Genomic DNA, 22,800 nt, shown 5'->3' with positions numbered 1-22,800 from the left:
CCAGAGCAGAAAGAATTAACGGTGCAATTGAAGAGCTAAAACGAATCGGTAGAGGATATAGAAACAAGCAAAATTTTAGAACAGCTATTCTTTTTTTTCACGGTGACTTAAATGGATATTCACACAAAACCCAGTAGAACCTACATTTTTAACCCCTAGTTGGAGGTGGATAATATTGTTTCCTTTTTTGGGTTATATTTGCATAAAAAAAATCAGCATGCAGTTTTTGGTTTATATTATAGTTTTTCCAATTCTTTGGATTATTTCTATCCTTCCGTTTCGCATTTTTTATTGGTTCTCCGATCTCATTTATTTAATGGTATACAGAATAATTGGCTATCGTAAAAAAACAGTCCGCGAAAACATTGCCTTAGCACTTCCACATTTAAGTTCTAACGAACGTCTTGTACTCGAAAAAAAATTCTATCAACATATGTGCGATATGTTCTTAGAAATGGTAAAAACATTGACCATTTCGAATAAAGAAATGGATAAGCGCTTCAAAATTACCAATATTGAATTGGTAAAAGAATTTGAAAACAAAGGAAAGAGTACCATTTTATTGACTTCACACTATGGCAGTTGGGAATGGTTGATAACAATAAATAACCAAACCAAATTTTATGGCGTAGGAGTTTACAAAAAAATAGCCAATAAATATTTTGACCAATTGGTACGTGACATTCGTTCAAAATTCAATACTGAATTAGTGGAGACTCGACAAACTATTCCATTAATGCGGGAAAACGAAAAAACTGGCAAATTATGTATGTATGGATTAGTAAGCGATCAATCACCAAAACTCAATCGTGCCTTTCATTGGCATCACTTCATGGGAATTGATGTGCCTGTTCATACTGGAGCTGAAATGTTGGCTAAAAGATATGATTTGAGCGTGCTTTTTGTAGATGTCAAAAAAGTAAAAAGAGGCTATTATGAAGCCACTTTTGTCAATATTACTGAAGATGCCAGAAGCATTCCTGATTTCGAAATCACTGAACGTTTTTTAAAATTAGTTGAAAAGCAAATCCTAGATGCTCCCGAATTTTATTTGTGGACACATAAAAGATGGAAACACAGACGATAAATTATAAAAGCAAAAAACTCATTCCTAACAAATAGCAATGAGTTTTTTTTTATCCTTGTAATCTTATTAATGAGCAAACCATTCGGCAACCATTGTATTCTCAAAATAAGTAGCATTTTGATGCAAAAACTCATTGGTTTCCGCATTATACTGATATTCCTTGGCCCACTCTTTATGGCTTTCGGCTAAAGATTTAATAGCATTGCAAACGTATTCTATTTCAGCTGAAGTTGTAGTAGGATGAATAGACATTCTAATCCAACCTGGTTTTCGGATTAAATCGCCTAAACTTATTTCATTGACCAACTTAGTTGAAGTTTCTTGATCTACGTGAAGCAAGAAATGTCCATAAGTTCCTGCACAACTACAGCCGCCTCTGGTTTGGATTCCGAAACGATCATTGAGTAACTTCACTCCTAAATTAAAATGCAAATCGTCAACAAAAAACGAAATCACACCTAAACGCTCTTGATGTTGAGCAGCCAAAATTTTAATATTTGGAACGTTTTGAAGGGTATCAAAAACATACTCCACAATTTCGTGTTCACGTTTCAAAATATTATCGATGCCCATTTCGTCTTTTAACTGAATCGCCAAAGCCGTTTTGATTACTTGTAAGAAACCTGGTGTACCTCCATCTTCTCTATCCTCAATATTATCGATATACTTGTGCTCTCCCCAAGGATTTGTCCACGAAACGGTTCCTCCTCCTGGACAATCTGGTACCATATTATTGTACAATTTTTTATTAAAAACCAAGACTCCAGATGTACCAGGACCACCCAAAAACTTGTGTGGTGAAAAGAAAATAGCATCCAAATACGCTTCTTCATCTTCGGGATGCATATCAATGGAAACATAAGGTCCTGAGCAAGCAAAATCCACAAAACAAACCCCATTATGCTGATGCATGATTTTGGCAGCCTCGTGATACGGTGTTCTAATACCTGTAACATTAGAACATGAAGTGATTGAAGCAATCTTTAAAGCTCGGTCTTTATATTTTTCGAGTAATTCTTTCAGGTTTTCTAGAGAAAAAAGTCCGTCTTCTGTTGAAGGAATCACTTCTACATCGGCAATTGTTTCTAACCAAGAGGTTTGATTAGAATGATGCTCCATGTGAGAAATAAAAACCACTGGTTTTTTCTCGATTGGAATAGTAATAAAATCTTTTAAATTTTCAGGGACTTTGATTCCTAAGATACGTTGGAATTTATTCACAACCCCCGTCATTCCTGTACCATCGGTGATTAAAACATCGTTTTTATTGGCATTAACGTGTTTCTTAATGATATTTCTGGCATGATGATAGGCTTTGGTCATGGCCGTTCCAGAAACTGTGGTTTCGGTATGCGTATTAGCCACAAAAGGTCCAAAGGCATTCATCAATTTTTCTTCGATGGGGCGATATAACCTGCCGCTTGCGGTCCAATCGGTGTATATTATTTTTTTTGATCCGTATGGAGATTCAAATTCTTGATCAATTCCGATAATATTTTTGCGGAATTGTTGAAAATACTGTTCTAAAGTCGTCTCTTTTGTATTAGTTGTCATTATATCTTTCATTTGCTTACAAATATATTGTATTTGATTGAAAACCTTATAGTTGTTTATATAATTAATATTAAAAAGTAAAACCTTTTCAATACTGTTACTGAAAAGGTTTCTTCTTATTTTATGCGTCTAAAAAATGAAACCAAAAAAGCCAATTGTGACTCTTTTACCCCCGATAGGAGCGGTATCCTTTGTTTTTTTTCTTTAAAAAAACAAAGATATAGCGGATAGCGGGATTCCTGTTTCCTGATTAGCCTAATGCGTTGGTTCAAAAAACTAATCTTCTATTTTTTTTTTAGATTCCAGCGACTGCTTTGATTTCGTCTATGATTCGCAACGCTAAATCGTCGGCCAATTGTTGCGTAGCGGCTTCGGTATAAATACGGATTATCGGTTCGGTATTTGATTTTCTTAAGTGCACCCAATTTTCGGCAAAATCTATTTTCACTCCGTCAATGGTGGTTATATTTTCTGACTTATACTTATCGGTCATGGCTACCAAAATCGCATCCACATCAATTTGAGGCGTCAATTCGATTTTATTTTTACTCATATAATATTCAGGATACGAAGCACGTAACTCAGACACTTTCATTTTTTTATTCGCCAAATGCGTCAAAAACAAGGCTACGCCCACCAAGCTATCGCGTCCGTAATGCAATTCAGGATAAATGATTCCGCCATTGCCCTCACCACCAATGATAGCGTTGTTTTTTTTCATTAATTCCACAACATTCACCTCTCCTACCGCGCTCGCTTCGTAGCTGCCGCCGTGAGCAAGGGTTACATCGCGCAACGCTCTTGAAGAAGACATATTCGAAACCGTATTGCCAGGCGTTTTGCTCAACACGTAATCCGCACAAGCTACTAAAGTATACTCTTCGCCAAACATTTCGCCGTCTTCGCTAATGAAAGCCAAACGATCGACATCTGGATCTACCACGATGCCTAAATGCGCTTTTTCTTCGACTACTAAAGCTGAAATATCCGTTAAATGTTCTTTTAAAGGTTCTGGATTGTGAGGAAAAAGTCCATTAGGTTCACAGTACAATTTTACGACTTCAACTCCCATTTGTTCTAACAATTTTGGGATAATGATGCCGCCTGAAGAATTTACACCATCGACTACCACTTTAAAGTTGGCCGCTTTTACTGCTTCGATATCCACTAATGGCAAGTTCAATACTTCATCGATATGAATATCCATGTAAGCGTCGTTGATGGTGATTTCTCCTAAATTATCTACATCTGAAAAATCGAAAGCTTCGGCTTCGGCAATGGCTAATATTTTTTCGCCATCGGCACCACTTAGGAATTCTCCTTTTTCGTTTAGAAGTTTCAAGGCATTCCATTGTTTTGGGTTATGAGAGGCGGTCAAAATTATACCACCATCGGCTTTTTCCATAGGAACCGCTACTTCAACTGTAGGCGTGGTGGACAATCCTAGATCGATTACATCAATGCCTAAACCTAATAAGGTATTCACCACTAAATTGTGAATCATAGGTCCAGAAATACGAGCATCTCTACCAATTACAACGGTATTTTTTTCTTTGTTGCTATGTTTTTTCAACCAGGTTCCGTAGGCCGAAGCAAATTTTACTGCATCTACAGGCGTTAGATTATCACCTACTTTTCCTCCAATGGTTCCGCGAATACCTGAGATTGATTTGATTAATGTCATATAAATTCAATTTGGTTATGGCTACAAATATAAAAAAGTTGGGTGGGCTAATTACCTTTAGTCAGAAAACTTTTTGATTTAGAAATGATAGCTTTTATTGCAAGGCTTTTTAAAGTTTGTATCTTTGAAAATAGTCAAAGCAAAAACAATGAACTTTCTCGCCCACATTTTTCTTTCTGGTGATGATGAATTACTTAAAATAGGTAATTTCATGGCAGACGGCATTCGTGGGAAACAGTACGAGCAATTCCATTTATCCATTCAGAAAGGCATTCATTTGCATCGCTTTATCGACACTTACACGGATGCCCATCCTGTTTTTAGACAAAGTACGAAACGCTTACACCCTAATTATCATCATTATTCAGGAATTATTGTCGATATTTTTTATGACCATTTTTTAGCCAAAAACTGGAGCACTTATTCGGACGAAACTTTAGAAGATTTTACAGCACTTTTTTATCAATCTTTGAGAGATAATTATGATTTTCTCAATCCCAAAACCCAAAAAATGATCCCTTACCTTATTACACAAAATTGGTTAGTAAGTTACCGAACTGTAGAAGGGATTGCAATTATTTTAGAAAAAATGGACCATAGAATGAAAGGCGCTTCGAATATGCGTTTTTCTATCAAAGAATTAACATCCTATTATTCCAAATTTGAAGAAGAGTTTACTATATTTTTTGAAGAATTAAAAAAACAATGCCAAAAAAAAATACCACACTTATGAAAAAATATATCCTATTATTTACCATTCTTTTTTTAAGTTGTAAATCAAATGAAATAACAGTTGAGCCAACAGGCTTAGTAACTTCTAAAGCCATGGTCGTTTCGGCTCGAGAAGAAGCTTCCAAAATTGGAGTTGAAATTTTGAAAAAAGGCGGCAATGCTTTTGATGCTATGGTGGCTACCGAATTGGCTTTGGCCGTAAGCCATCCACAAGCAGGAAATATTGGAGGTGGTGGGTTTATGGTGTACAGAAAAGCCAATGGAGAAACAGGTGCTTTGGATTACAGAGAAAAAGCTCCGCAATCTGCCTCAAAAGATATGTTTTTAGATGCCAACAAAAATGTAATAGAGGGAAAAAGCACCGAAACAGCTTTAGCTTCTGGGGTTCCAGGAACTATTGCAGGCGTTTTCGAAGTACATCAAAAATTTGGTTCCTTACCCATTAGTGAAATTTTAAAACCAGTAATCGCCTTGGCCGAAAGAGGTGTTGTGGTTACTCAATATCAAGCTAATGATTTGGCAAAATACAGGGCTTCATTTATAAAAGCAAATGGTCCAAATAGTTTGTTTTCGAAAGTGTATAAAGTTGGTGATACCATTAAGTATGCTGCGTTGGCTCAAACCTTAAAACGAATTTCTAAAAATGGAAAAAAAGAATTTTACCAAGGAGAAACCGCTCAAAAACTTGTAGCGTTTATTGCCAAAAAAGGCGGAATCTTCTCTTTGTCTGATTTAGAAAAATACCAAGCGAAATGGAGAAATCCGATCACATTTAATTACAAGAATTTAAAAATAACTTCTATGTCTCCTCCGAGTAGTGGCGGTATCTGTTTGAATCAAATTATGAAAATGATCGAACCCTATAATCTTGCCGAGATGGGGCACAATAGTCAGAAAGCTATTCAAGTTATTACGGAAGCAGAAAGAAGAGCTTATGCCGATAGGAACTATTTTTTGGGAGATCCTGACTTTGTAAAGCTTCCAATAAAAGAACTTCAAGACTCGACGTATTTGAAAAATAGAATGGCTGATTTTTCATTTGATAAAGCAACAAAATCATCGGCACTCGCTCACGGAACAATTCCAGGCTACGAGAGCAAACAAACCACCCATTATTCAATTGTTGACGCTGAAGGAAATGCCGTTTCGGTTACTACCACTTTGAATGATAATTTTGGTTCAAAAATATATTGCGATGAATTGGGTTTCTTTTTGAACAACCAAATGGATGATTTTAGTGCCAAAGCAGGTGTGGCCAATTTATACGGTCTTACAGGTTCAGAAGCCAATAGTATTGCACCCGAAAAAAGAATGCTTAGTTCAATGTCGCCAACCATAGTCGAAAAAAATGGAAAGCTTTTTATGGTTGTTGGTACCCCAGGAGGTTCTACAATTATCACCTCGGTCTTACAATCTATTTTGAATGTACATGAATTTAATTTGAGTATGCAAGAAGCAGTCAATGCCCCAAGATTTCATCATCAATGGTTGCCTGATGAAATTGTTTTTGAGCCCAATTCCTTCTCAAAATCATTACTTAAAGATTTAAAGAAGAAAGGCTATACCATTAATGAAAAGAACAATGAAATTATTGGTGAAGTTGACGCCATTTTAGTGCTTCCCAATGGAAAACTTGAAGGAGGAGCTGACAAAAGAGGAGATAATAACGCATCTGGATATTAAAAAATGAAAAAAGTACACATCTTATTCCTATTTATCTTTATAAATAGTTTTGCGCAAAACAATACAAAAACTACAGGTTTACTAGTTGACAAAGGCATGGTGGTTTCGGCAAGAGAAGAAGCCTCAAAAATTGGCGTCGAAATCATGCAAAAAGGAGGCAACGCCTTTGATGCTATGGTGGCTACCGAATTGGCATTGGCCGTAGCTTATCCTTATGCTGGGAATTTAGGTGGCGGCGGATTTATGGTGTATCGCAAAGCTAATGGCGAAATAGGTTCTTTGGATTATAGAGAAAAAGCTCCTTTGGCCGCGAGCAAAAGCATGTTTTTAGACAAAGAAGGTAATGTCATCAAAGGAAAAAGTACCGAATCACCTTTGGCTATTGGTGTGCCTGGAACCATCGCTGGCGTTTTTGCCGTTCATAAAAAATTTGGAAGTATGCCTATGTCGGAAATACTAAAACCTGTAATTGCTTTGGCAGAAAAAGGAGTGGTAGTCACGCGCAAACAAGAACTCCGATTAAACAATTATCGAGAAGAAATCATAAAAGCAAACGGGAATCAAACCTTGTTTGCACAACCTTTTAAAGAAAAAGATACCATAAAATATCCCGCATTGGCTGCAACGCTTAAGCGAATTGCAAAAAATGGTCGTGATGAATTTTATAAAGGACAAACGGCAAAAACCTTAGTACAATATTTGCAACAAAAAGGAGGCATCATCACGATGAAAGATTTACGTCAATACGAGGCCAAATGGCGTACACCTTTGTCTTTTGCTTATAAAGATTTAAACATCATTTCCATGCCTCCACCAAGTAGCGGTGGTATTTGCTTGGCTCAAATTTTTAAAATGATTGCTCCCTTTGATTTATCAAAAATGGGACATAATTCAACCGAGTCTATACAAGTAATTGTAGAAGCAGAACGCAGGGCTTACGCAGATAGAAGTCATTATCTTGGTGACCCAGATTTTGTTAAAATTCCAAGTAAAGCATTGCTAGCGGATGATTATTTGCAACAGCGCATGGCTAATTTTAGTTTTGAAAAAGCCACTTTGTCCTCTGAAATTAAAGAAGGAAAAGTAAACTATAACGAAAGTACCGAAACCACTCATTATTCTATTGTAGATGCCGCTGGAAATGCCGTAGCCGCCACCACAACCTTGAATGATGGCTATGGTTCCAAATACTATTGTGACGCTTTAGGTTTTTTCCTCAATAACGAAATGGACGATTTTAGCGCCAAACCCGGAACACCCAATATGTTTGGTTTAGTTGGAAATGAAGCCAACAGTATTGCACCAGGCAAACGAATGCTAAGTTCGATGACACCAACAATTGTTGAGAAAAATGGTCAATTGTATATGGTTGTGGGTTCGCCAGGTGGTTCTACCATTATTACTTCGGTTCTACAAACGATTCTGAACGTTTATGAATACAAATTGAGTATGCAACAAGCGGTAAATGCACCTCGCTTTCATCATCAATGGTTGCCTGATTTAATTACATTTGAACCGAATACATTTGATACTTCAACTTTTGAAAAACTAAAAACAAAAGGCTACATCATCAATGAAAAAACAACTCCTGTCATTGGCAAAGTCGATGCAATTTTGGTTTTACCTAATAAAAAACTAGAAGGTGGAGCTGATTTTAGAGGTGATGATGCGGCGGTTGGTTATTAATTATGGATTTCATTACAGCCTTAGACAAAGAATTTGCAGCGCAGGCGAACACTGCACAAAGTAGTGCTATGGAAGCGTATATGAAAAATAATTTTTCGTTTTTTGGTATTGCTATGCCACAACGAAGGGCTGTTTTAAAATCGGTTAGTACCGAATATTTGGATAGTATAAAAGCAAATGCTCGCACACTGGCGTTTCAGCTTTATGAAAAACCACAAAGAGAATTTCATTATTGCGCAATTGAACTTTTAATTCAGAATTGCAGCAAAAAACTAGCTCTAGATGACATTCATTGGATAGAACAACTACTGCTCACTCATTCGTGGTGGGATACTGTCGATACGATTAGTAAATATTTACTAGGTCGTTATTTGGTTCAATTTCCTGAGCAAACAACCATTGTGATTGAGAATTTTTCCAAATCTTCAAATATCTGGTTGAACAGAAGTACACTTTTATTTCAATTAGACTATAAAAAGAATACCAATTTTAGTATCTTAGAAGCTGTTTGTGAACACTTTAAAGAAAGCAATGAATTTTTCATTCAAAAAGCAATGGGCTGGGCATTAAGAGAATACAGTAAAATCAATCCTAAAGCTGTTCAAGACTATGTTTTAAGTACCAATTTAAAACCATTAAGCAAAAAAGAAGCCTTACGTATTATTGAAAAACAAAAACTATGAATTTCAGCACTATTATTACTAGCGTGATGAATCGCTTCGAATCACTAATTGTATGGAGTCAAAGTAAATTTACTAGTAAACAATTCATTTTTTTATCGAGTGTATTGGTAGGAATTTCAGCTGGTTTAGCGGTTATTGTCTTAAAATCGTTTGCGCATTCGGTTTTTACGTTTGCGACCTATGTCAATGGTATTTTAAAACTCAACTACATCAACAGTATTCTGCCTATCATTGGAATTTTGTTGACGGTTTTTGTTGTACATAAATTATTGGGCGGAAGCATAGAAAAAGGAACTTCCCAGATTTTATATGCCGTTGCCAAAAAAGCAAGTATTATCCCCAAAAAACAAATGTATGCTCAAATCGTGACTAGTTCATTGACTGTTGGTTTGGGTGGTTCGGCTGGTTTGGAGAGTCCTATTGTGATTACAGGTGCAGCTTTTGGTTCCAATTATGCACAAAAATATCATTTGAGTTATAAGGACAGAACTTTACTTATTGGTTGCGGCGTTGCGGCAGGAATTGCAGCCGCTTTTAATGCTCCCATAGCTGGTGTGTTATTTGCCGTTGAAGTTTTATTAGTTGATGTAAGTATTTCTGCTTTTACACCCATTATGATTGCCGCTGCAACTGGTGCGATGGTCTCTGTGGTTGCATTAGATGAAAGCATCCTATTGTCCTTCAAACAGCAAGAGCATTTTCATCATCTGAATATTATTTATTATGTTTTTTTAGGTGTATTCACTGGATTTATCTCTATTTATTATTCAAGATATTTTCAAAAGATTGAAGGGTATTTTCATCTATCTAAACTTACTATTTACAAAAAAGCTTTGTTGGGCTCTAGTATCTTGGCTTTGTTAATTTTTGTTTTCCCAACCCTATTCGGAGAAGGGTATGAAAGCATTCGTATTTTGTCTCAAAATGACCCCGGACAATTACTCGAAAACACACTTTTTAAAGGCTTCCGCAATAACAATTGGATGTTGCTTTTATTCATTGGTGCCAGTATGATGCTCAAAGTATTTGCTACAGGGTTCACCTTGAGTTGTGGAGGAAATGGAGGTAATTTTGCTCCCTCTCTATTTTTAGGTTCTTATGTTGGTTTCTTCTTTTCATCCTTACTCAACCTTATTGGTATAGCAAAATTGCCTGTAAGTAATTTTACAATTGTTGGTATGGCAGGTATTTTGAGTGGCTTATTTCACGCTCCGCTTACCGCTATTTTCTTGATTGCCGAAATTACAGGTGGTTATGGACTGATGATTCCGTTGATGATTGTAGCCTCAACGAGTTACGCCATTTCAAAACGTTTTGAAAAACATTCGATGGATGTAAAAAATTTAGCCCAAAAAGGACACGCCTTTACCAGTAATAAAGATGCAAATGTCTTATCAAACCTTGAAACCAGCACTATCATTGACACCAGTTATCTTACTATTTCGGCAAATGAAAACTTAGAACGCTTAGTTGATTTAATTTCTCACTCGGACCAAGTGATTTTTCCCGTAGTAAACGAAGAAAATGAATTATTAGGTGTTGTACATTTTAACGACATCAGAGAAATCATATTTAATACCTATCGTGTAAAATATACCTTAATCAAAGAAATTATGATTACTCCAGCTGCTGTAATCGCTCCAACTGATCGCATGGAAATTGTGATGAATAGATTTGAACAAACCAAAAAAGCATTTCTTCCGGTGGTACAATTCGGGAAATATTATGGAATCATTTCAAAATCAGCAGCTTTAGAAGCTTACCGAACCAAGCTTAAGGCCATGACTATTGATTAATAAATTTAATTATAACTTTTTTGTAACAAAAAAGGCACTATGCCTACTAACCCAATTAAAATCAAATAACTAAACTTTAATATTATGAAAACCCTAAAAATGTCAGCTTTAGCACTTTTTCTTTGTACAAGCAGTGCTTCATTATTTGCTCAAACAGCAGATGAAATTATTTCAAAATACATAACCACTATTGGTGGAGCAGAAAAACTAAAAGCGTTGAAAAGCGTGAAGATGGAAATGGTAGCTAACGCTCAAGGAATGGAGATTCCAGTTGAAATTTTCCAAGAAAAAGGAGGTAAAATGGCTGTAAAGCTAAATTTACAAGGTAAAGAAATTATGCAAATGGCTTCTGATGGCGAAACCATGTGGAGTACCAATTTTATGACCATGAAAGCCGAAAAAATGGACGCTGAGTCTACAGCAAATGCAAAATTAAGTAATGAAGATTTTCCTGATCCATTTTTAGACTATAAATCCAAAGGGTATAGCGCAGAATTTATGGGCAAAGAAACAAAAGAAGGAACAGAATGCTTTAAGGTAAAATTCACCAAAAAACCAATCATGGTAGATGGTGTAAAAGCTGACGATATTACTTACTACTTCTTCGATACTGAAAACAATTTACCAATCGCAGCTGAAACTGAAATTAAGCAAGGACCAGCCAAAGGGCAAAAATCTACTTCAACTATGAGTGATTTTCAAGAAGTAGATGGAATTTATTTTCCATTTTCAATGAATCAAGGTGGTCAAGTAATGAAAGTTAAAAAAATCACTTTAAATCCTACTGTAGATTCAAAAATTTACGCTTTTCCAGCTCAATAACATCAATATAATCAACCCGAAGTCCTTATTGCAAAATAAGGGCTTTTTTTACCATTATTTTTATGAAAAAAACATTCATGTGGGTTGCTTGTATAGGCGTACTATCAGCAACAAATCTTTTGGCGCAAGATAAAATTGTACTAAAGGGCAAAGAACTTTTTGGTGATATGCAGGCCAGACATATTGGTCCTGCATTAATGAGTGGTAGGATTACCGATCTCGAAGTGCATCCTACTAACAATAAAATCATATATACAGGAACAGCTGGCGGTGGGGTTTGGAAAAGTAACGACGGTGGAGCTTCTTTTAATCCAATATTTGATGAGCACATTCAATCCATAGGTTGTGTAGCTATTGATCCTTCAAAACCAGACCAAAATATTTGGGTAGGTACTGGAGAAACATGGACAAGAAATAGTGTTTCTATGGGAGACGGCATCTACAAATCGACAGATGGAGGCCAAAACTGGAAAAACATGGGTTTACCTAAATCTGACCGAATTAGCTCGATCATCGTTGATCCGAAGAATAGCGATATTGTTTGGGTTGGTGTTCTTGGCGCTTTATGGGGAGATAGTGACGAAAGAGGTATTTATAAAACTACAGATGGAGGAACCACTTGGAATAAAGTTCTTTTTGTAGATAACAAAACAGGCTGTTCAGATTTGATAATGGACTCAAAAAATAGCAATATTATGTATGCTTCTTTTTGGGAGTTCCGAAGAACAGGTTGGTCGTTCAGCTCAGGAGGAACCAAATCAGCTTTGTATAAAACAACTGATGGAGGAAAAACTTGGAACAAAATTCACAACGGATTCCCTGCTGGACAATTAGGTAGAATTGCCATTGCTATTGCTCCATCAAATAGTAACATCTTATATTCGGTACTTGAAACAGAAAAAGCAGAATTGAATGGTTTGTACCGCTCAGATGATGCTGGAGCCAATTGGAAACATCTAAATAGTGATTTTGGTTTAGTGGTTAGACCTTTCTATTTTTCTAGAATTACCATTGATCCAAAAAACCCTGAAACTGTAGTAAAAGGAGGTTTAAGCGGATCCATTAGTAGAGATGGTGGAAAAACCTTCAAAAACCTAGGAAACATGCATTCTGATATCCATGATATTGTTTTTGATATTAATGATAGCAATAGAATGTATTGTGGTACTGATGGCGGTGTTTATAGAAGTTGGGATGGTGCAAATACTATGGAAATGGTCAGCAACATTCCTGTTTCTCAATTTTATCACGTAAGTATCGACGATAAAGAACCATTTAATGTTTATGGAGGTTTACAAGATAACGGTTCTTGGTACGGTCCTTCAAAAAGTCCAGGTGGAATTGAATCTAGAGACTGGACAAGAATTGGTCAAGGTGATGGATTTAGAGTAATCAAACATCCAACCAAAAATATTATTTACAGCGAAATGCAAGGTGCTGAAAATGTTTGGCGTTACAATACAGACACCCAAGAATTGATTACGATTCAACCCTTGGCAGTAAAAGGAGATCCAAAATTACGTTTCAACTGGAACGCCCCAATGGAAATCAGTAAAAAGCAACCAGATCGTTTCTATATGGGAAGCCAGTTCGTACACAAATCCGAAGATATGGGTCGTACATGGACCAAAATTTCACCAGATTTAACTACGAACGATGCATTAAAATACAACACAGAAAAATCTGGCGGATTGTCTGTCGACAATTCTGGTGCTGAGAAACATTGTACTATTTTTACCATTGCCGAATCCCCTTTGAACGAAAAAGTAATTTGGGCTGGTACTGACGACGGTAATGTACAAGTTACCAAAGATGGAGGTAAAACATGGACTAATGTGGTTGCCAACATAACTGGACTTCCTAAAAACACATGGTGTTATCACATTGAAGCGAGTACTTTTGGAGAAGGAACAGCTTATGCTGTCTTTGAAGGTCACGCCAAAAATGATTATACTCCATATGCGTACAAAACGACAGATTTTGGAAAAACATGGAAATCTATTATTACTCCTGATGTTGATGGCTTTGTTCGTAACATTCAGGAAGATTTTACCAATGAGAACTTATTGTTTTTGGGTACGGAAAAAGGTTTATACATCACTATAGATGGTGGCGCAAATTGGTCTCATTTTACAAATAAAATGCCTTCAGTTGCTGTACACTACATGGAATTAAGTCCAAAAACCAATTCGTTGGTTATGGCAACTCATGGTCGTGGTATTATTATCTTAGATGATATTACCCCTTTGCGTCAAATAAGTCAAGACGTTCTTGCCAAAGATGTTCACTTCTTTAATTTGAAGCCAGCTGTAATTGAAGAGCAATCAAGTTTTGGAACTACCGCAACAGAATTAGAGTTTGTGGGTAGTAATCCATCTTCTAGTGCTCAAATCATCTATTACTTAAAGAAAAGACATACCTTGGGTAAGATGGATCTTGAAATACAAGACGAACAAGGTAATAAAATTGTGTCGCTACCTGCAGGAAAACAAAAAGGGATAAACGTAGTAACTTGGGACTACAATATGAAAAACCCAAAAATTGCTGCTGGAAAAACAGTATCATTTGCTGGTTTTACCTCGCCACGTGTGCAAGAAGGCACTTATAAAGTAGTGATGACTAAAGGAAAAGATACGTACACACACACTTTTAAAGTTCTAAATGATCCTAAAAGTAGTATTTCTGCATCAGATAGAGCAAAACAAAAAGAAACTACACGAGAGTTGTTCAACAAAAATGAAGAACTAGCTTACGCAGTGTATGAAATTGACGAAACTGTAAAATTATTAGATCAATTAATTGCTAAAAATAAAGGTTTTGCCAAAAATGGCACAAAAATCAAAACTGATTTTGAGAATGTAAAGGCAAAAATGGTAGTTACTACTGGTGATGGCTATGTAGCTTCGGCAGAACCTCAGTTGAGAGAAAAACTTGGAGACTTATATGCTTCAATTGCTGGGAATTTTACAGCTCCTTCTCCTTCACAATTAGAAAATAAGGAAGCCATTATGCAACGCTTTGATAACGAAATGAAAGATTTCAAAACGGTTAAAGCTAAATATGAGACAACTTATTTAAAACAAGCAAAAGAACAAAACATCCCGTTTGTTTTGAAAACCTATGCTGAGTTTGTGGCAGAATAAGACCATTTAAGAGACAATGAATCAAAAACGCTAACTTCGGTTAGCGTTTTTTTATTATCGGATAGTTAAAATATTTTTTATATCCGATATTAATTGTAAATTTGTGGGGTTATGTGGGATATAGACTTAGGATATCGGGAAGAATTTCAATCAACGTTTGAACGATTGTATCAAAAAAAGCAAGATTTGCAAAATAGCAGACCCTTGCCCACCATCGCTTTGAATAAAATCAAAGAAAGCTTATCTATAGAATGGACCTACAATTCCAATAGTATAGAAGGAAACACCTTAACATTAAGAGAAACCCAAATGGTTTTGCAAGAAGGAATCACTATAAAAGGGATTTCCTTGAGAGAACATTTTGAAGCACACAACCACGACAAAGCCATTGATTACCTTTTTTCGATAATCAATGATAACTATGTATTACGAAGTATTGATATATTATCGTTACACGGTTTGGTATTACGCTCGATTGAAGATGATTTCGCAGGGAGATTACGCAATGGAGGTGTTCGTATCTCTGGGGCTAATTTTGTTCCTCCCAATGCGAATAAAGTTTCGGATTTACTAGATGAATTGATTGACTTCATTAACACCAACCCTTTACATTTGAATGATATTGAGTTGGCAACTATTTTTCATCATAAATTAGTTTGGATTCATCCTTTTTTTGATGGCAACGGAAGGACAGTTCGTTTGAGTATGAATTTGCTATTGATGCGATGTGGTTTTCCACCAGCTATCATACTCAAAAACGATAGAAAAAAATACTACGAAGCACTCAATCAAGCCAATAATGGGAACTATCAAAAATTAATACTTTTGATGAGTCAAGCATTGGAACGAAGTTTGAATATTTACCTAAATGCTATGCCTGATAGTAACAACGACTTTCAGACAATAGCTACTATTGTTAGTGAACCAAGCAGCCCTTACGGACAAGAATATGTTAGTTTATTAGCTCGAACGGGAAAAATAGACGCCTACAAAGAAGGGAGAAATTGGTATACCACCAAAGAGGCCATTGAAGCCTATATCAGTACCAGAAAAAGAAAACGCTAACCCAAAAAGTTAGCGTTTTTAGCATTCTTTTTTAACACAATCTTCGATAGTGTTCTACCAAAAGAATAAATCAAAATAGTAACTTTGCTTCCGACCTATTCGGAATTTGCAAAACTATGCTAGATACAAACAATACCATTGAAGTTCAAGGCGCTCGCGTTCACAACCTAAAAAACATCGACATTGCGATTCCTAGAGAAAAACTCGTAGTCATAACAGGACTTTCGGGTTCGGGAAAATCTTCCTTGGCTTTCGATACTATTTATGCCGAAGGACAACGCCGCTATGTAGAAACCTTTTCAGCTTATGCCCGACAATTTTTGGGAGGATTAGAACGTCCTGATGTTGATAAAATCGATGGTCTTTCGCCTGTGATTGCTATTGAACAAAAAACGACTAGCAAAAGCCCGCGTTCTACCGTAGGAACAATTACTGAAATATACGATTTCTTACGTTTATTATATGCCCGTGGTGCTGATGCCTACAGTTATAATACGGGAGAAAAAATGGTTACTTACTCTGATGAGCAAATCAAAGAATTAATCATTCAGGATTTTAATGGAAAAAGAATCAATATTTTGGCTCCAATCATTCGAGCGAGAAAAGGACATTATGCTGAACTCTTCCAACAAATTACCAAACAAGGTTTTCTAAAAGTAAGAGTAAATAGTGAAATTGTAGACATTACTCCCGGAATGAAACTCGACCGTTACAAAACACACGATATAGAAATTGTAGTGGATAGAATTGTTGTTGATACTTCTGATGACATACAAAAACGTTTGTCCGAAAGCATCAATACCGCTATGCATCACGGTGAAAATGTATTGATGATTTTGGATCAGGACACCAATGAAGTGCGCTATTTTAGCCGTAATTTGATGTGCCCTACTACTGGAATTTCGTATCAAAATCCTGAACCCAATTTGTTTTCTTTCAACTCCCCAAAAGGAGCTTGCGAACACTGCAATGGATTAGGAACTATTAATGAAATCAATACCAAAAAAATCATTCCCAATCCAAAATTATCCATCAAAGCAGGTGGTTTTGCTCCGCTTGGAGAATACAAATCGTCTTGGATTTTTAAGCAACTGGAAACAATTGGAGAAAAATTCAATTTTAAAATTACAGACCCCATCGAAAACATTTCTGCCGAAGCTATGGAAATGATTTTGAATGGTGGCAAAGAGAAATTCGCGGTTCAATCGAAAGATTTGGGCGTTACGAGAGAGTACAAAATTGATTTTGAAGGCATTTCGCATTTCATCAAAAACCAACACGACGAAAGTGGTTCTACTGCTATCAAGCGTTGGGCTAAAGAATTTATGGACGAAATTGCTTGTCCTGTTTGCGAGGGCTCTCGCCTTAAAAAGGAAGCTAATTATTTTCGAATCCATGAAAAAAGTATTTCTGAATTATGCGACATGGACATTTCAGATTTGACCACTTGGTTTTTGGATTTAGAAAATCATTTGACAGACAAACAAAAACGAATTGCAACAGAAGTCATCAAGGAAATCAAAGATCGTTTGGCGTTTTTGATGAATGTTGGTTTAAATTACTTGGCGTTAAGCCGAAGTTCAAAATCACTTTCAGGTGGTGAAGCACAGCGTATTCGTTTGGCTACCCAAATCGGTTCGCAATTGGTGGGTGTGCTTTATATTTTAGATGAGCCGAGTATTGGTTTACATCAAAGAGACAATGAAAAATTGATTCATTCGCTTGAGCAATTGCGTGATATTGGTAATTCGGTTTTGGTCGTTGAGCACGATAAAGACATGATTGAACGTGCGGATTATGTAATTGATATTGGTCCAAAAGCGGGAAAATATGGAGGAGAAATCATTAGTATTGGGACTCCTCAAGAAACCTTAGCATCCAATACTATAACTGCACAGTATTTGAATGGAAAAATGAAATTTGACATTCCAGAAAAACGCCGAATTGGCAATGGAAAATTTCTTAAACTTACTGGAGCAACTGGAAACAATCTAAAAAATGTTTCTATAGAAATTCCGCTAGGGCAAATGATTTGTGTAACAGGTGTTTCAGGAAGTGGGAAATCAACTTTAATCAACGAGACCCTCTACCCTATTCTGAATGCTTATTATTTTAACGGAGTCAAAAAACCACAACCTTATAAAAAGATTGAAGGTTTGGAACATATAGATAAAGTAATTGACATTGACCAAAGTCCAATTGGAAGAACACCGCGTTCTAATCCTGCGACTTACACTGAGGTTTTTACCGAAATCCGCAATTTGTTTACGATGACTTCCGAAAGTATGATTCGGGGTTACAAAGCTGGACGCTTTAGTTTTAATGTAAAAGGTGGTCGTTGCGAAACCTGCGAAGGCTCAGGTGTTCGAACTATCGAAATGAACTTTTTACCCGATGTGTATGTAGAATGCGAAAGCTGTCAGGGCAAACGATTTAATAGAGAAACCCTTGAAATTCGCTACAAAGGCAAATCTATTTCGGATGTATTGGACATGACGATTGATGAAGCGGTACCATTTTTTGAAAACATCCCAAAAATTTATAGAAAAGTCAAAACTTTGCAAGATGTTGGTTTGGGTTATATCACTTTAGGACAACAAAGTACTACACTTTCTGGTGGTGAAGCACAACGTATTAAACTTGCTGGTGAATTATCGAAAAAAGACACAGGAAATACTTTTTATATTTTAGACGAACCTACTACAGGTTTGCATTTTGAGGATATTCGGGTGTTGATGGATGTGATTAATCGATTGGTGGATAAAGGCAACACTGTTTTGATTATCGAACACAATATGGATGTCATTAAACTAGCCGATTACATCATTGACATTGGTCCTGAAGGCGGAAAAGGTGGCGGACAGCTCGTAGCCAAAGGCACACCTGAAGAAATCATTAAAGTAAAAAAGAGCTATACAGGTCATTTTTTAAAGAAAGAATTGGTTTAAATTCCCCTCCTTTGGAGGGGTGCCCGTAGGGCGGGGTGGTTTTTTTATTGCATTTCTTTTCTTTATATTTAAATTCTAAATATTAAATTATATGGAAGAGAACAGAGAAATAACCGCCCATATAAACTCCAAGCCCATATATAGAAATTTTATAGAAAACTTACCTTACAACGCAAATTTAAATAGCAGGGCTAGGGCATTACGAAAAGCAGGAGTTCTTTCAGAAGTTATCTTTTGGCTACAAGTGCATAAAGGAAAATTTTGGAAAATTGATTTTGATCGACAACGAATTATCGGAAATTATATTGTGGATTTTTATGTAAAAACATTAGGTTTAGTTATTGAAATTGATGGTTCAAGTCACAACAACAAGGAAGAGTATGACCAAAAAAGAGAGGACTATTTGAATTTATTAGGCTTAAAAGTTTATAGAATCTCTGATTTAAGAGTGAAATATGATTTGAATAATGTAATGAGAGAGTTAGAGGAATATATTGTTAAGGAATTTGGGTAAAAAAAAATGTTTAACTTAATAACCACCCCACCCTACGGGCACCCCTCCAATGGAGGGGAAGTAAAAAATAGCAAAAATTAAAAATTATGAAATTAGAAGATTTTGATAACGACGAAGACAAAGTAATTCAAGACAAATTGAAACGTAAAACATGGAATGAAATTCGCACCAATGATAGCTGGGCAATTTTCAAAATTATGTCCGAATTCGTTAATGGATACGAAACGATGAGCCGAATTGGCCCTTGTGTGACAATTTTTGGTTCAGCTCGTTTAAAACCCAATACCCCCTATTATTTATTGGCCGAAAAAATTGCTTACAAAATCAGTAAAGCGGGCTATGGTGTAATTACTGGCGGTGGCCCCGGAATTATGGAGGCAGGAAACAAAGGCGCTCATTTAGGTGGAGGAACTTCAGTAGGATTGAATATAGAATTGCCGTTTGAGCAACATTTCAATCCTTATATTGACCATGATAAGAATCTGAATTTTGACTATTTCTTTGTGCGCAAAGTGATGTTTGTGAAATACTCGCAAGGATTTGTAGTGATGCCAGGCGGTTTTGGTACCATGGATGAATTGTTTGAAGCCATCACTCTGATTCAAACAAAGAAAATTGGCAAATTCCCAATCATTTTAGTAGGTACCCAATTTTGGTCAGGCTTAATTGACTGGATCAAAAGTGTTTTGGTTGAAAGAGAACATACTGTTAGCGAAGACGATTTGGACTTATTCAAAATCGTGGATACCGAAGATGAAGTATTAGATGTGCTCGATAAGTTTTATAAGAAATATGATTTGAGTCCTAATTTTTAGATTTGTACCCTCTTTAGGAAAGTATCATTTTTTTTTAGAGTTTAAAACGCTTACCATTGGAAACTGATCCAATCGTAAGCGTCTTTTTTTTTGCGGAAATAGAATTACTATTCAATAAAATAATTTGCATTCCAAATGGTGTATCGCTTTTTCATTGTTTCAATTTTTCTTTGAAAATCATTCCAATTTTTAGTTTCTTTTTGGGACCAAAGGACTTCGCTTAAAGCGCTCAAACGCGGGAATATCATATATTCTACTTTGGAAGGACTAGCCATATATTCTGTCCAAACATTACCTTGCGCTCCCAAAACGTATTTTGCTTGTTGTTCATTCAACTCCTTGGGAATTGGCTCATAGCCATACACCTTTTCCAAAGGTAAATACCCTCCAATTGTTACTTCCTTTTCATTTTTGGTTTGTGAATGATCTAAATAAACATGGCTTCCGGGCGTCATTATTACTTGATGATTTTCTTTTGCAGCGGCAATTCCGCCTTCTTCACCTCTCCAACTCATTACTATGGCATTGGGTGCAAGACCGCCTTCTAATATTTCATCCCAACCTATTAAGGTTCTCCCTTTTTTATTAATGTATTTTTCCATTCGTTGTATAAAATAACTTTGAAGCCCATGCTCGTCTTTCAAATTTTTATCCTTTATGATTTGTTGACAAAATGCACTTCTTTTCCAAGCATCTTTTGGGCACTCATCGCCTCCTACATGAATATATTTTGATGGAAATAAAGCCATTACCTCATCAAGAACCTCTTCAAGAAATTTAAAAGTTTGTTCTGAAGGAACAAATACATCGGAATGAACCCCCCAAGTTTCCTGAACAATTTTATTTTTTCCATTGGCCAGTTCTTGTTTGCTCATGATAGATATCATATGCTCTGGAATAGAAGTTTTCTCTTCTGGGAAACAACTCAACTCAGGATAAGCGGCAATAGCGGCACTACTATGTCCTGGCATTTCAATTTCGGGAATTACTGTAATAAAACGATCAGAAGCATATTTTACTATCTCTTTTATCTGCTCTTGCGTATAAAAACCGCCTTCGGGAGTGTTATCGCTTCCTTTTCCTGGATAACTACCAATTATACTTCCATTTCGTTTGGATCCAATTTCAGTAAGTCTTGGGTATTTTTTTATTTCAATTCTCCAGCCTTGATCTTCAGTTAAATGCCAATGAAAATAATTCATCTTGTGATAAGCTAAATAATCGATGTATTTTTTTACGAATGCAACAGAAAAAAAATGACGTCCAACATCCAACATAGCGCCTCTATAAGCAAAACGAGGTTGATCTTTTATAGCAACTGATGCAATTACGAGACTCTTGCTTTTTTCAACAGGTAATAATTGAATAAGTGTTTGCATGCCGTAGAAAGTTCCCATTGGAGAATTCCCATTAATCTCGACACCATTTTTATCAGATTTAAACGTATAACCTTCTCTTTTAAGTCCTTCATTATTTTTTTGGCTTAGTAATTTTATGGAATTACTAGTGGCATTTTGCACAACATTCAATTTAAAACCATAATATTTATCCAGATAATCATTAAAAAAAGTAGCTGTCGCAGTATCTTCTTTATCGATAACAACCAAACTAGTTTTTGAATCAATTACAAAATTTCCAAAATTCTTAACTACTTCCACAGGCTGAGGAATTATGTTTACTTGTTGTGCAAACGTTAATGTGCTACATAACAGAAATGCAAATAAAAATGACTTTCCCATATTATTTTTTTAATAATTTTTTTAATACACAAAGGTAAAGATACAACAAGGTGTTCGCTTTTAAATTTTAATCGCAAATTTAAACCCAGATTCCGCATTAGACTTCGTAGCGCAACTGAATCATTCAATAAAAGCAAGAGCTCACGGACTATTTTAAAGAATGAAACAACGTTCAGCGCATTTCTATAAATAATAAAAGCAAATGAGCTACTACTTTTGTGCTTTGAATTTAAAAATGGTAAAACCAAGCAGAGCATAGCTTGAACTCCACTAAAAATATAAACGCGTGAAAAAAGTTCTTGGTTTTGAAAACGACATCGAAGATTATATTTGACCAAAACAACACTATTAAAAACAAATGAAATCGATTCAGTAACCTCCGCCAAAAAATATAAAGATGATGAAGTATTTCAGTTGGAGTAGATTTCTAATGCAGAATTTGGGCTAAAGATAGTTTGCTTCGTCCGTTCGCTGTCAATTTCATTAAGTTAAGAGGAAAAAGAAAAAAAATAGCACGCAGATTCTGCAGATTTTAACTGATTTTTCTGCGAAAATCTGCGAAATCTGCGTAAAAAAAAGGTTCTACCCTCAACTGTGTGGGTAAACACACAAGCAAAAAGACAACCATATAAGTCATGTAAGGTTTTGATTGAAGTTCAAAGTGTGTGTGTTTTTAAAACCATATAAGGCAAATAAGGACATTTAAGTTTTTAGAGCTGTAAAGATATTTTCTTATATTTCGGAAAACAAAAAAGGTTATGGAATCATTCAAAGGAGAAAGTATTATTGATTTTTTTGACACATTCAAAACAGACTTAGACTGTTTGGAATATTTGGCTTCAATAAAAT

At 35.9% G+C, this 22,800-nt stretch carries 15 protein-coding genes and 1 pseudogene; 13 read left to right on the top strand and 3 right to left on the bottom strand.

What is annotated here, in order from left to right; all coding sequences use genetic code 11:
• The first annotated feature begins 217 nt into the window (after window positions 1–217).
• Complete coding sequence (locus tag O9307_RS09360; RefSeq protein ID WP_298298185.1) at window positions 218–1,087, top strand: lysophospholipid acyltransferase family protein; 870 nt, start codon at window positions 218–220, stop codon at window positions 1,085–1,087.
• A 66-nt stretch (window positions 1,088–1,153) separates the two neighbouring features.
• Here O9307_RS09360 and O9307_RS09355 read toward each other — a convergent pair whose 3' ends face one another.
• Together O9307_RS09355 and glmM are read right to left on the bottom strand one after the other, a co-directional pair.
• Window positions 1,154–2,641, bottom strand: a complete 1,488-nt coding sequence (locus O9307_RS09355; RefSeq protein ID WP_298298182.1) for an aminotransferase class V-fold PLP-dependent enzyme — start codon at window positions 2,639–2,641, stop codon at window positions 1,154–1,156.
• 295 nt (window positions 2,642–2,936) lie between these two features.
• Window positions 2,937–4,325 (bottom strand): phosphoglucosamine mutase, encoded by a 1,389-nt coding sequence (gene glmM, locus O9307_RS09350; protein ID WP_298298179.1) that lies wholly within the window; start codon window positions 4,323–4,325, stop codon window positions 2,937–2,939.
• 148 nt (window positions 4,326–4,473) lie between these two features.
• On the opposite strand from glmM, the gene O9307_RS09345 reads away from it, so the two are divergent.
• The 11 genes from O9307_RS09345 (at window position 4,474) to O9307_RS09295 (ending at window position 20,212) form a co-directional block, all read left to right on the top strand.
• Complete coding sequence (locus O9307_RS09345) at window positions 4,474–5,058, top strand: ACP phosphodiesterase (RefSeq protein ID WP_298298176.1); 585 nt, start codon at window positions 4,474–4,476, stop codon at window positions 5,056–5,058.
• A complete protein-coding gene (ggt, locus tag O9307_RS09340; protein ID WP_298298172.1) occupies window positions 5,055–6,740 on the top strand; it encodes a gamma-glutamyltransferase in 1,686 nt (561 codons plus the stop codon). The genes O9307_RS09345 and ggt (O9307_RS09340) overlap by 4 nt, the downstream gene beginning before the upstream one ends.
• Window positions 6,741–6,743: 3 nt before the next feature.
• Window positions 6,744–8,426, top strand: a complete 1,683-nt coding sequence (gene ggt, locus O9307_RS09335; RefSeq protein ID WP_298298169.1) for a gamma-glutamyltransferase — start codon at window positions 6,744–6,746, stop codon at window positions 8,424–8,426.
• A gap of 2 nt (window positions 8,427–8,428) precedes the next feature.
• Complete coding sequence (locus O9307_RS09330) at window positions 8,429–9,109, top strand: DNA alkylation repair protein (protein WP_298298166.1); 681 nt, start codon at window positions 8,429–8,431, stop codon at window positions 9,107–9,109.
• 26 nt (window positions 9,110–9,135) lie between these two features.
• On the top strand, window positions 9,136–10,905 hold the full coding sequence (locus O9307_RS09325; protein WP_298298188.1) for a chloride channel protein: 1,770 nt from the start codon (window positions 9,136–9,138) through the stop codon (window positions 10,903–10,905).
• Between the two features lie 84 nt (window positions 10,906–10,989).
• On the top strand, window positions 10,990–11,727 hold the full coding sequence (locus O9307_RS09320) for an outer membrane lipoprotein-sorting protein (RefSeq protein WP_298298163.1): 738 nt from the start codon (window positions 10,990–10,992) through the stop codon (window positions 11,725–11,727).
• A gap of 62 nt (window positions 11,728–11,789) precedes the next feature.
• Window positions 11,790–14,870, top strand: coding sequence for a hypothetical protein (locus tag O9307_RS09315; protein ID WP_298298161.1), 3,081 nt, complete (start codon window positions 11,790–11,792; stop codon window positions 14,868–14,870).
• Window positions 14,871–14,981: 111 nt separating this feature from the next.
• Window positions 14,982–15,935 (top strand): Fic family protein, encoded by a 954-nt coding sequence (locus tag O9307_RS09310; protein WP_298298158.1) that lies wholly within the window; start codon window positions 14,982–14,984, stop codon window positions 15,933–15,935.
• A 116-nt stretch (window positions 15,936–16,051) separates the two neighbouring features.
• Window positions 16,052–18,883 (top strand): excinuclease ABC subunit UvrA, encoded by a 2,832-nt coding sequence (uvrA, locus tag O9307_RS09305; protein ID WP_298298156.1) that lies wholly within the window; start codon window positions 16,052–16,054, stop codon window positions 18,881–18,883.
• A 91-nt stretch (window positions 18,884–18,974) separates the two neighbouring features.
• Window positions 18,975–19,397 carry an endonuclease domain-containing protein gene (locus O9307_RS09300; protein WP_298298153.1) on the top strand — a complete coding sequence of 141 codons (423 nt, stop codon included), beginning with the start codon at window positions 18,975–18,977 and terminating at the stop codon, window positions 19,395–19,397.
• An 86-nt stretch (window positions 19,398–19,483) separates the two neighbouring features.
• Window positions 19,484–20,212 carry a TIGR00730 family Rossman fold protein gene (locus O9307_RS09295; protein ID WP_298298151.1) on the top strand — a complete coding sequence of 243 codons (729 nt, stop codon included), beginning with the start codon at window positions 19,484–19,486 and terminating at the stop codon, window positions 20,210–20,212.
• Between the two features lie 107 nt (window positions 20,213–20,319).
• Here O9307_RS09295 and O9307_RS09290 read toward each other — a convergent pair whose 3' ends face one another.
• On the bottom strand, window positions 20,320–21,951 hold the full coding sequence (locus tag O9307_RS09290) for a beta-N-acetylhexosaminidase (RefSeq protein ID WP_298298149.1): 1,632 nt from the start codon (window positions 21,949–21,951) through the stop codon (window positions 20,320–20,322).
• 758 nt (window positions 21,952–22,709) lie between these two features.
• Here O9307_RS09290 and O9307_RS09285 point away from each other — a divergent pair.
• Window positions 22,710–22,800, top strand: a pseudogene (locus O9307_RS09285) (IS1595 family transposase); the annotation flags it as partial.

This window comes from Flavobacterium sp., assembly GCF_027531905.1.
Taxonomy (GTDB): domain Bacteria; phylum Bacteroidota; class Bacteroidia; order Flavobacteriales; family Flavobacteriaceae; genus Flavobacterium.
The sequence above is the reverse complement of the archived record's forward strand: the minus strand, read 5'-3'. Positions and strand labels throughout refer to the sequence as shown.

Bases quoted from the DNA above. Each gene is read 5' to 3' on its own strand.
- O9307_RS09360 (WP_298298185.1), top strand. From the start codon at position 218: ATGCAGTTTTTGGTTTATATTATAGTTTTTCCAATTCTTTGGATTATT.
- O9307_RS09355 (WP_298298182.1), bottom strand. From the start codon at position 2,641: ATGACAACTAATACAAAAGAGACGACTTTAGAACAGTATTTTCAACAA.
- glmM (WP_298298179.1), bottom strand. From the start codon at position 4,325: ATGACATTAATCAAATCAATCTCAGGTATTCGCGGAACCATTGGAGGA.
- O9307_RS09345 (WP_298298176.1), top strand. From the start codon at position 4,474: ATGAACTTTCTCGCCCACATTTTTCTTTCTGGTGATGATGAATTACTT.
- ggt (WP_298298172.1), top strand. From the start codon at position 5,055: ATGAAAAAATATATCCTATTATTTACCATTCTTTTTTTAAGTTGTAAA.
- ggt (WP_298298169.1), top strand. From the start codon at position 6,744: ATGAAAAAAGTACACATCTTATTCCTATTTATCTTTATAAATAGTTTT.
- O9307_RS09330 (WP_298298166.1), top strand. From the start codon at position 8,429: ATGGATTTCATTACAGCCTTAGACAAAGAATTTGCAGCGCAGGCGAAC.
- O9307_RS09325 (WP_298298188.1), top strand. From the start codon at position 9,136: ATGAATCGCTTCGAATCACTAATTGTATGGAGTCAAAGTAAATTTACT.
- O9307_RS09320 (WP_298298163.1), top strand. From the start codon at position 10,990: ATGAAAACCCTAAAAATGTCAGCTTTAGCACTTTTTCTTTGTACAAGC.
- O9307_RS09315 (WP_298298161.1), top strand. From the start codon at position 11,790: ATGAAAAAAACATTCATGTGGGTTGCTTGTATAGGCGTACTATCAGCA.
- O9307_RS09310 (WP_298298158.1), top strand. From the start codon at position 14,982: ATGTGGGATATAGACTTAGGATATCGGGAAGAATTTCAATCAACGTTT.
- uvrA (WP_298298156.1), top strand. From the start codon at position 16,052: ATGCTAGATACAAACAATACCATTGAAGTTCAAGGCGCTCGCGTTCAC.
- O9307_RS09300 (WP_298298153.1), top strand. From the start codon at position 18,975: ATGGAAGAGAACAGAGAAATAACCGCCCATATAAACTCCAAGCCCATA.
- O9307_RS09295 (WP_298298151.1), top strand. From the start codon at position 19,484: ATGAAATTAGAAGATTTTGATAACGACGAAGACAAAGTAATTCAAGAC.
- O9307_RS09290 (WP_298298149.1), bottom strand. From the start codon at position 21,951: ATGGGAAAGTCATTTTTATTTGCATTTCTGTTATGTAGCACATTAACG.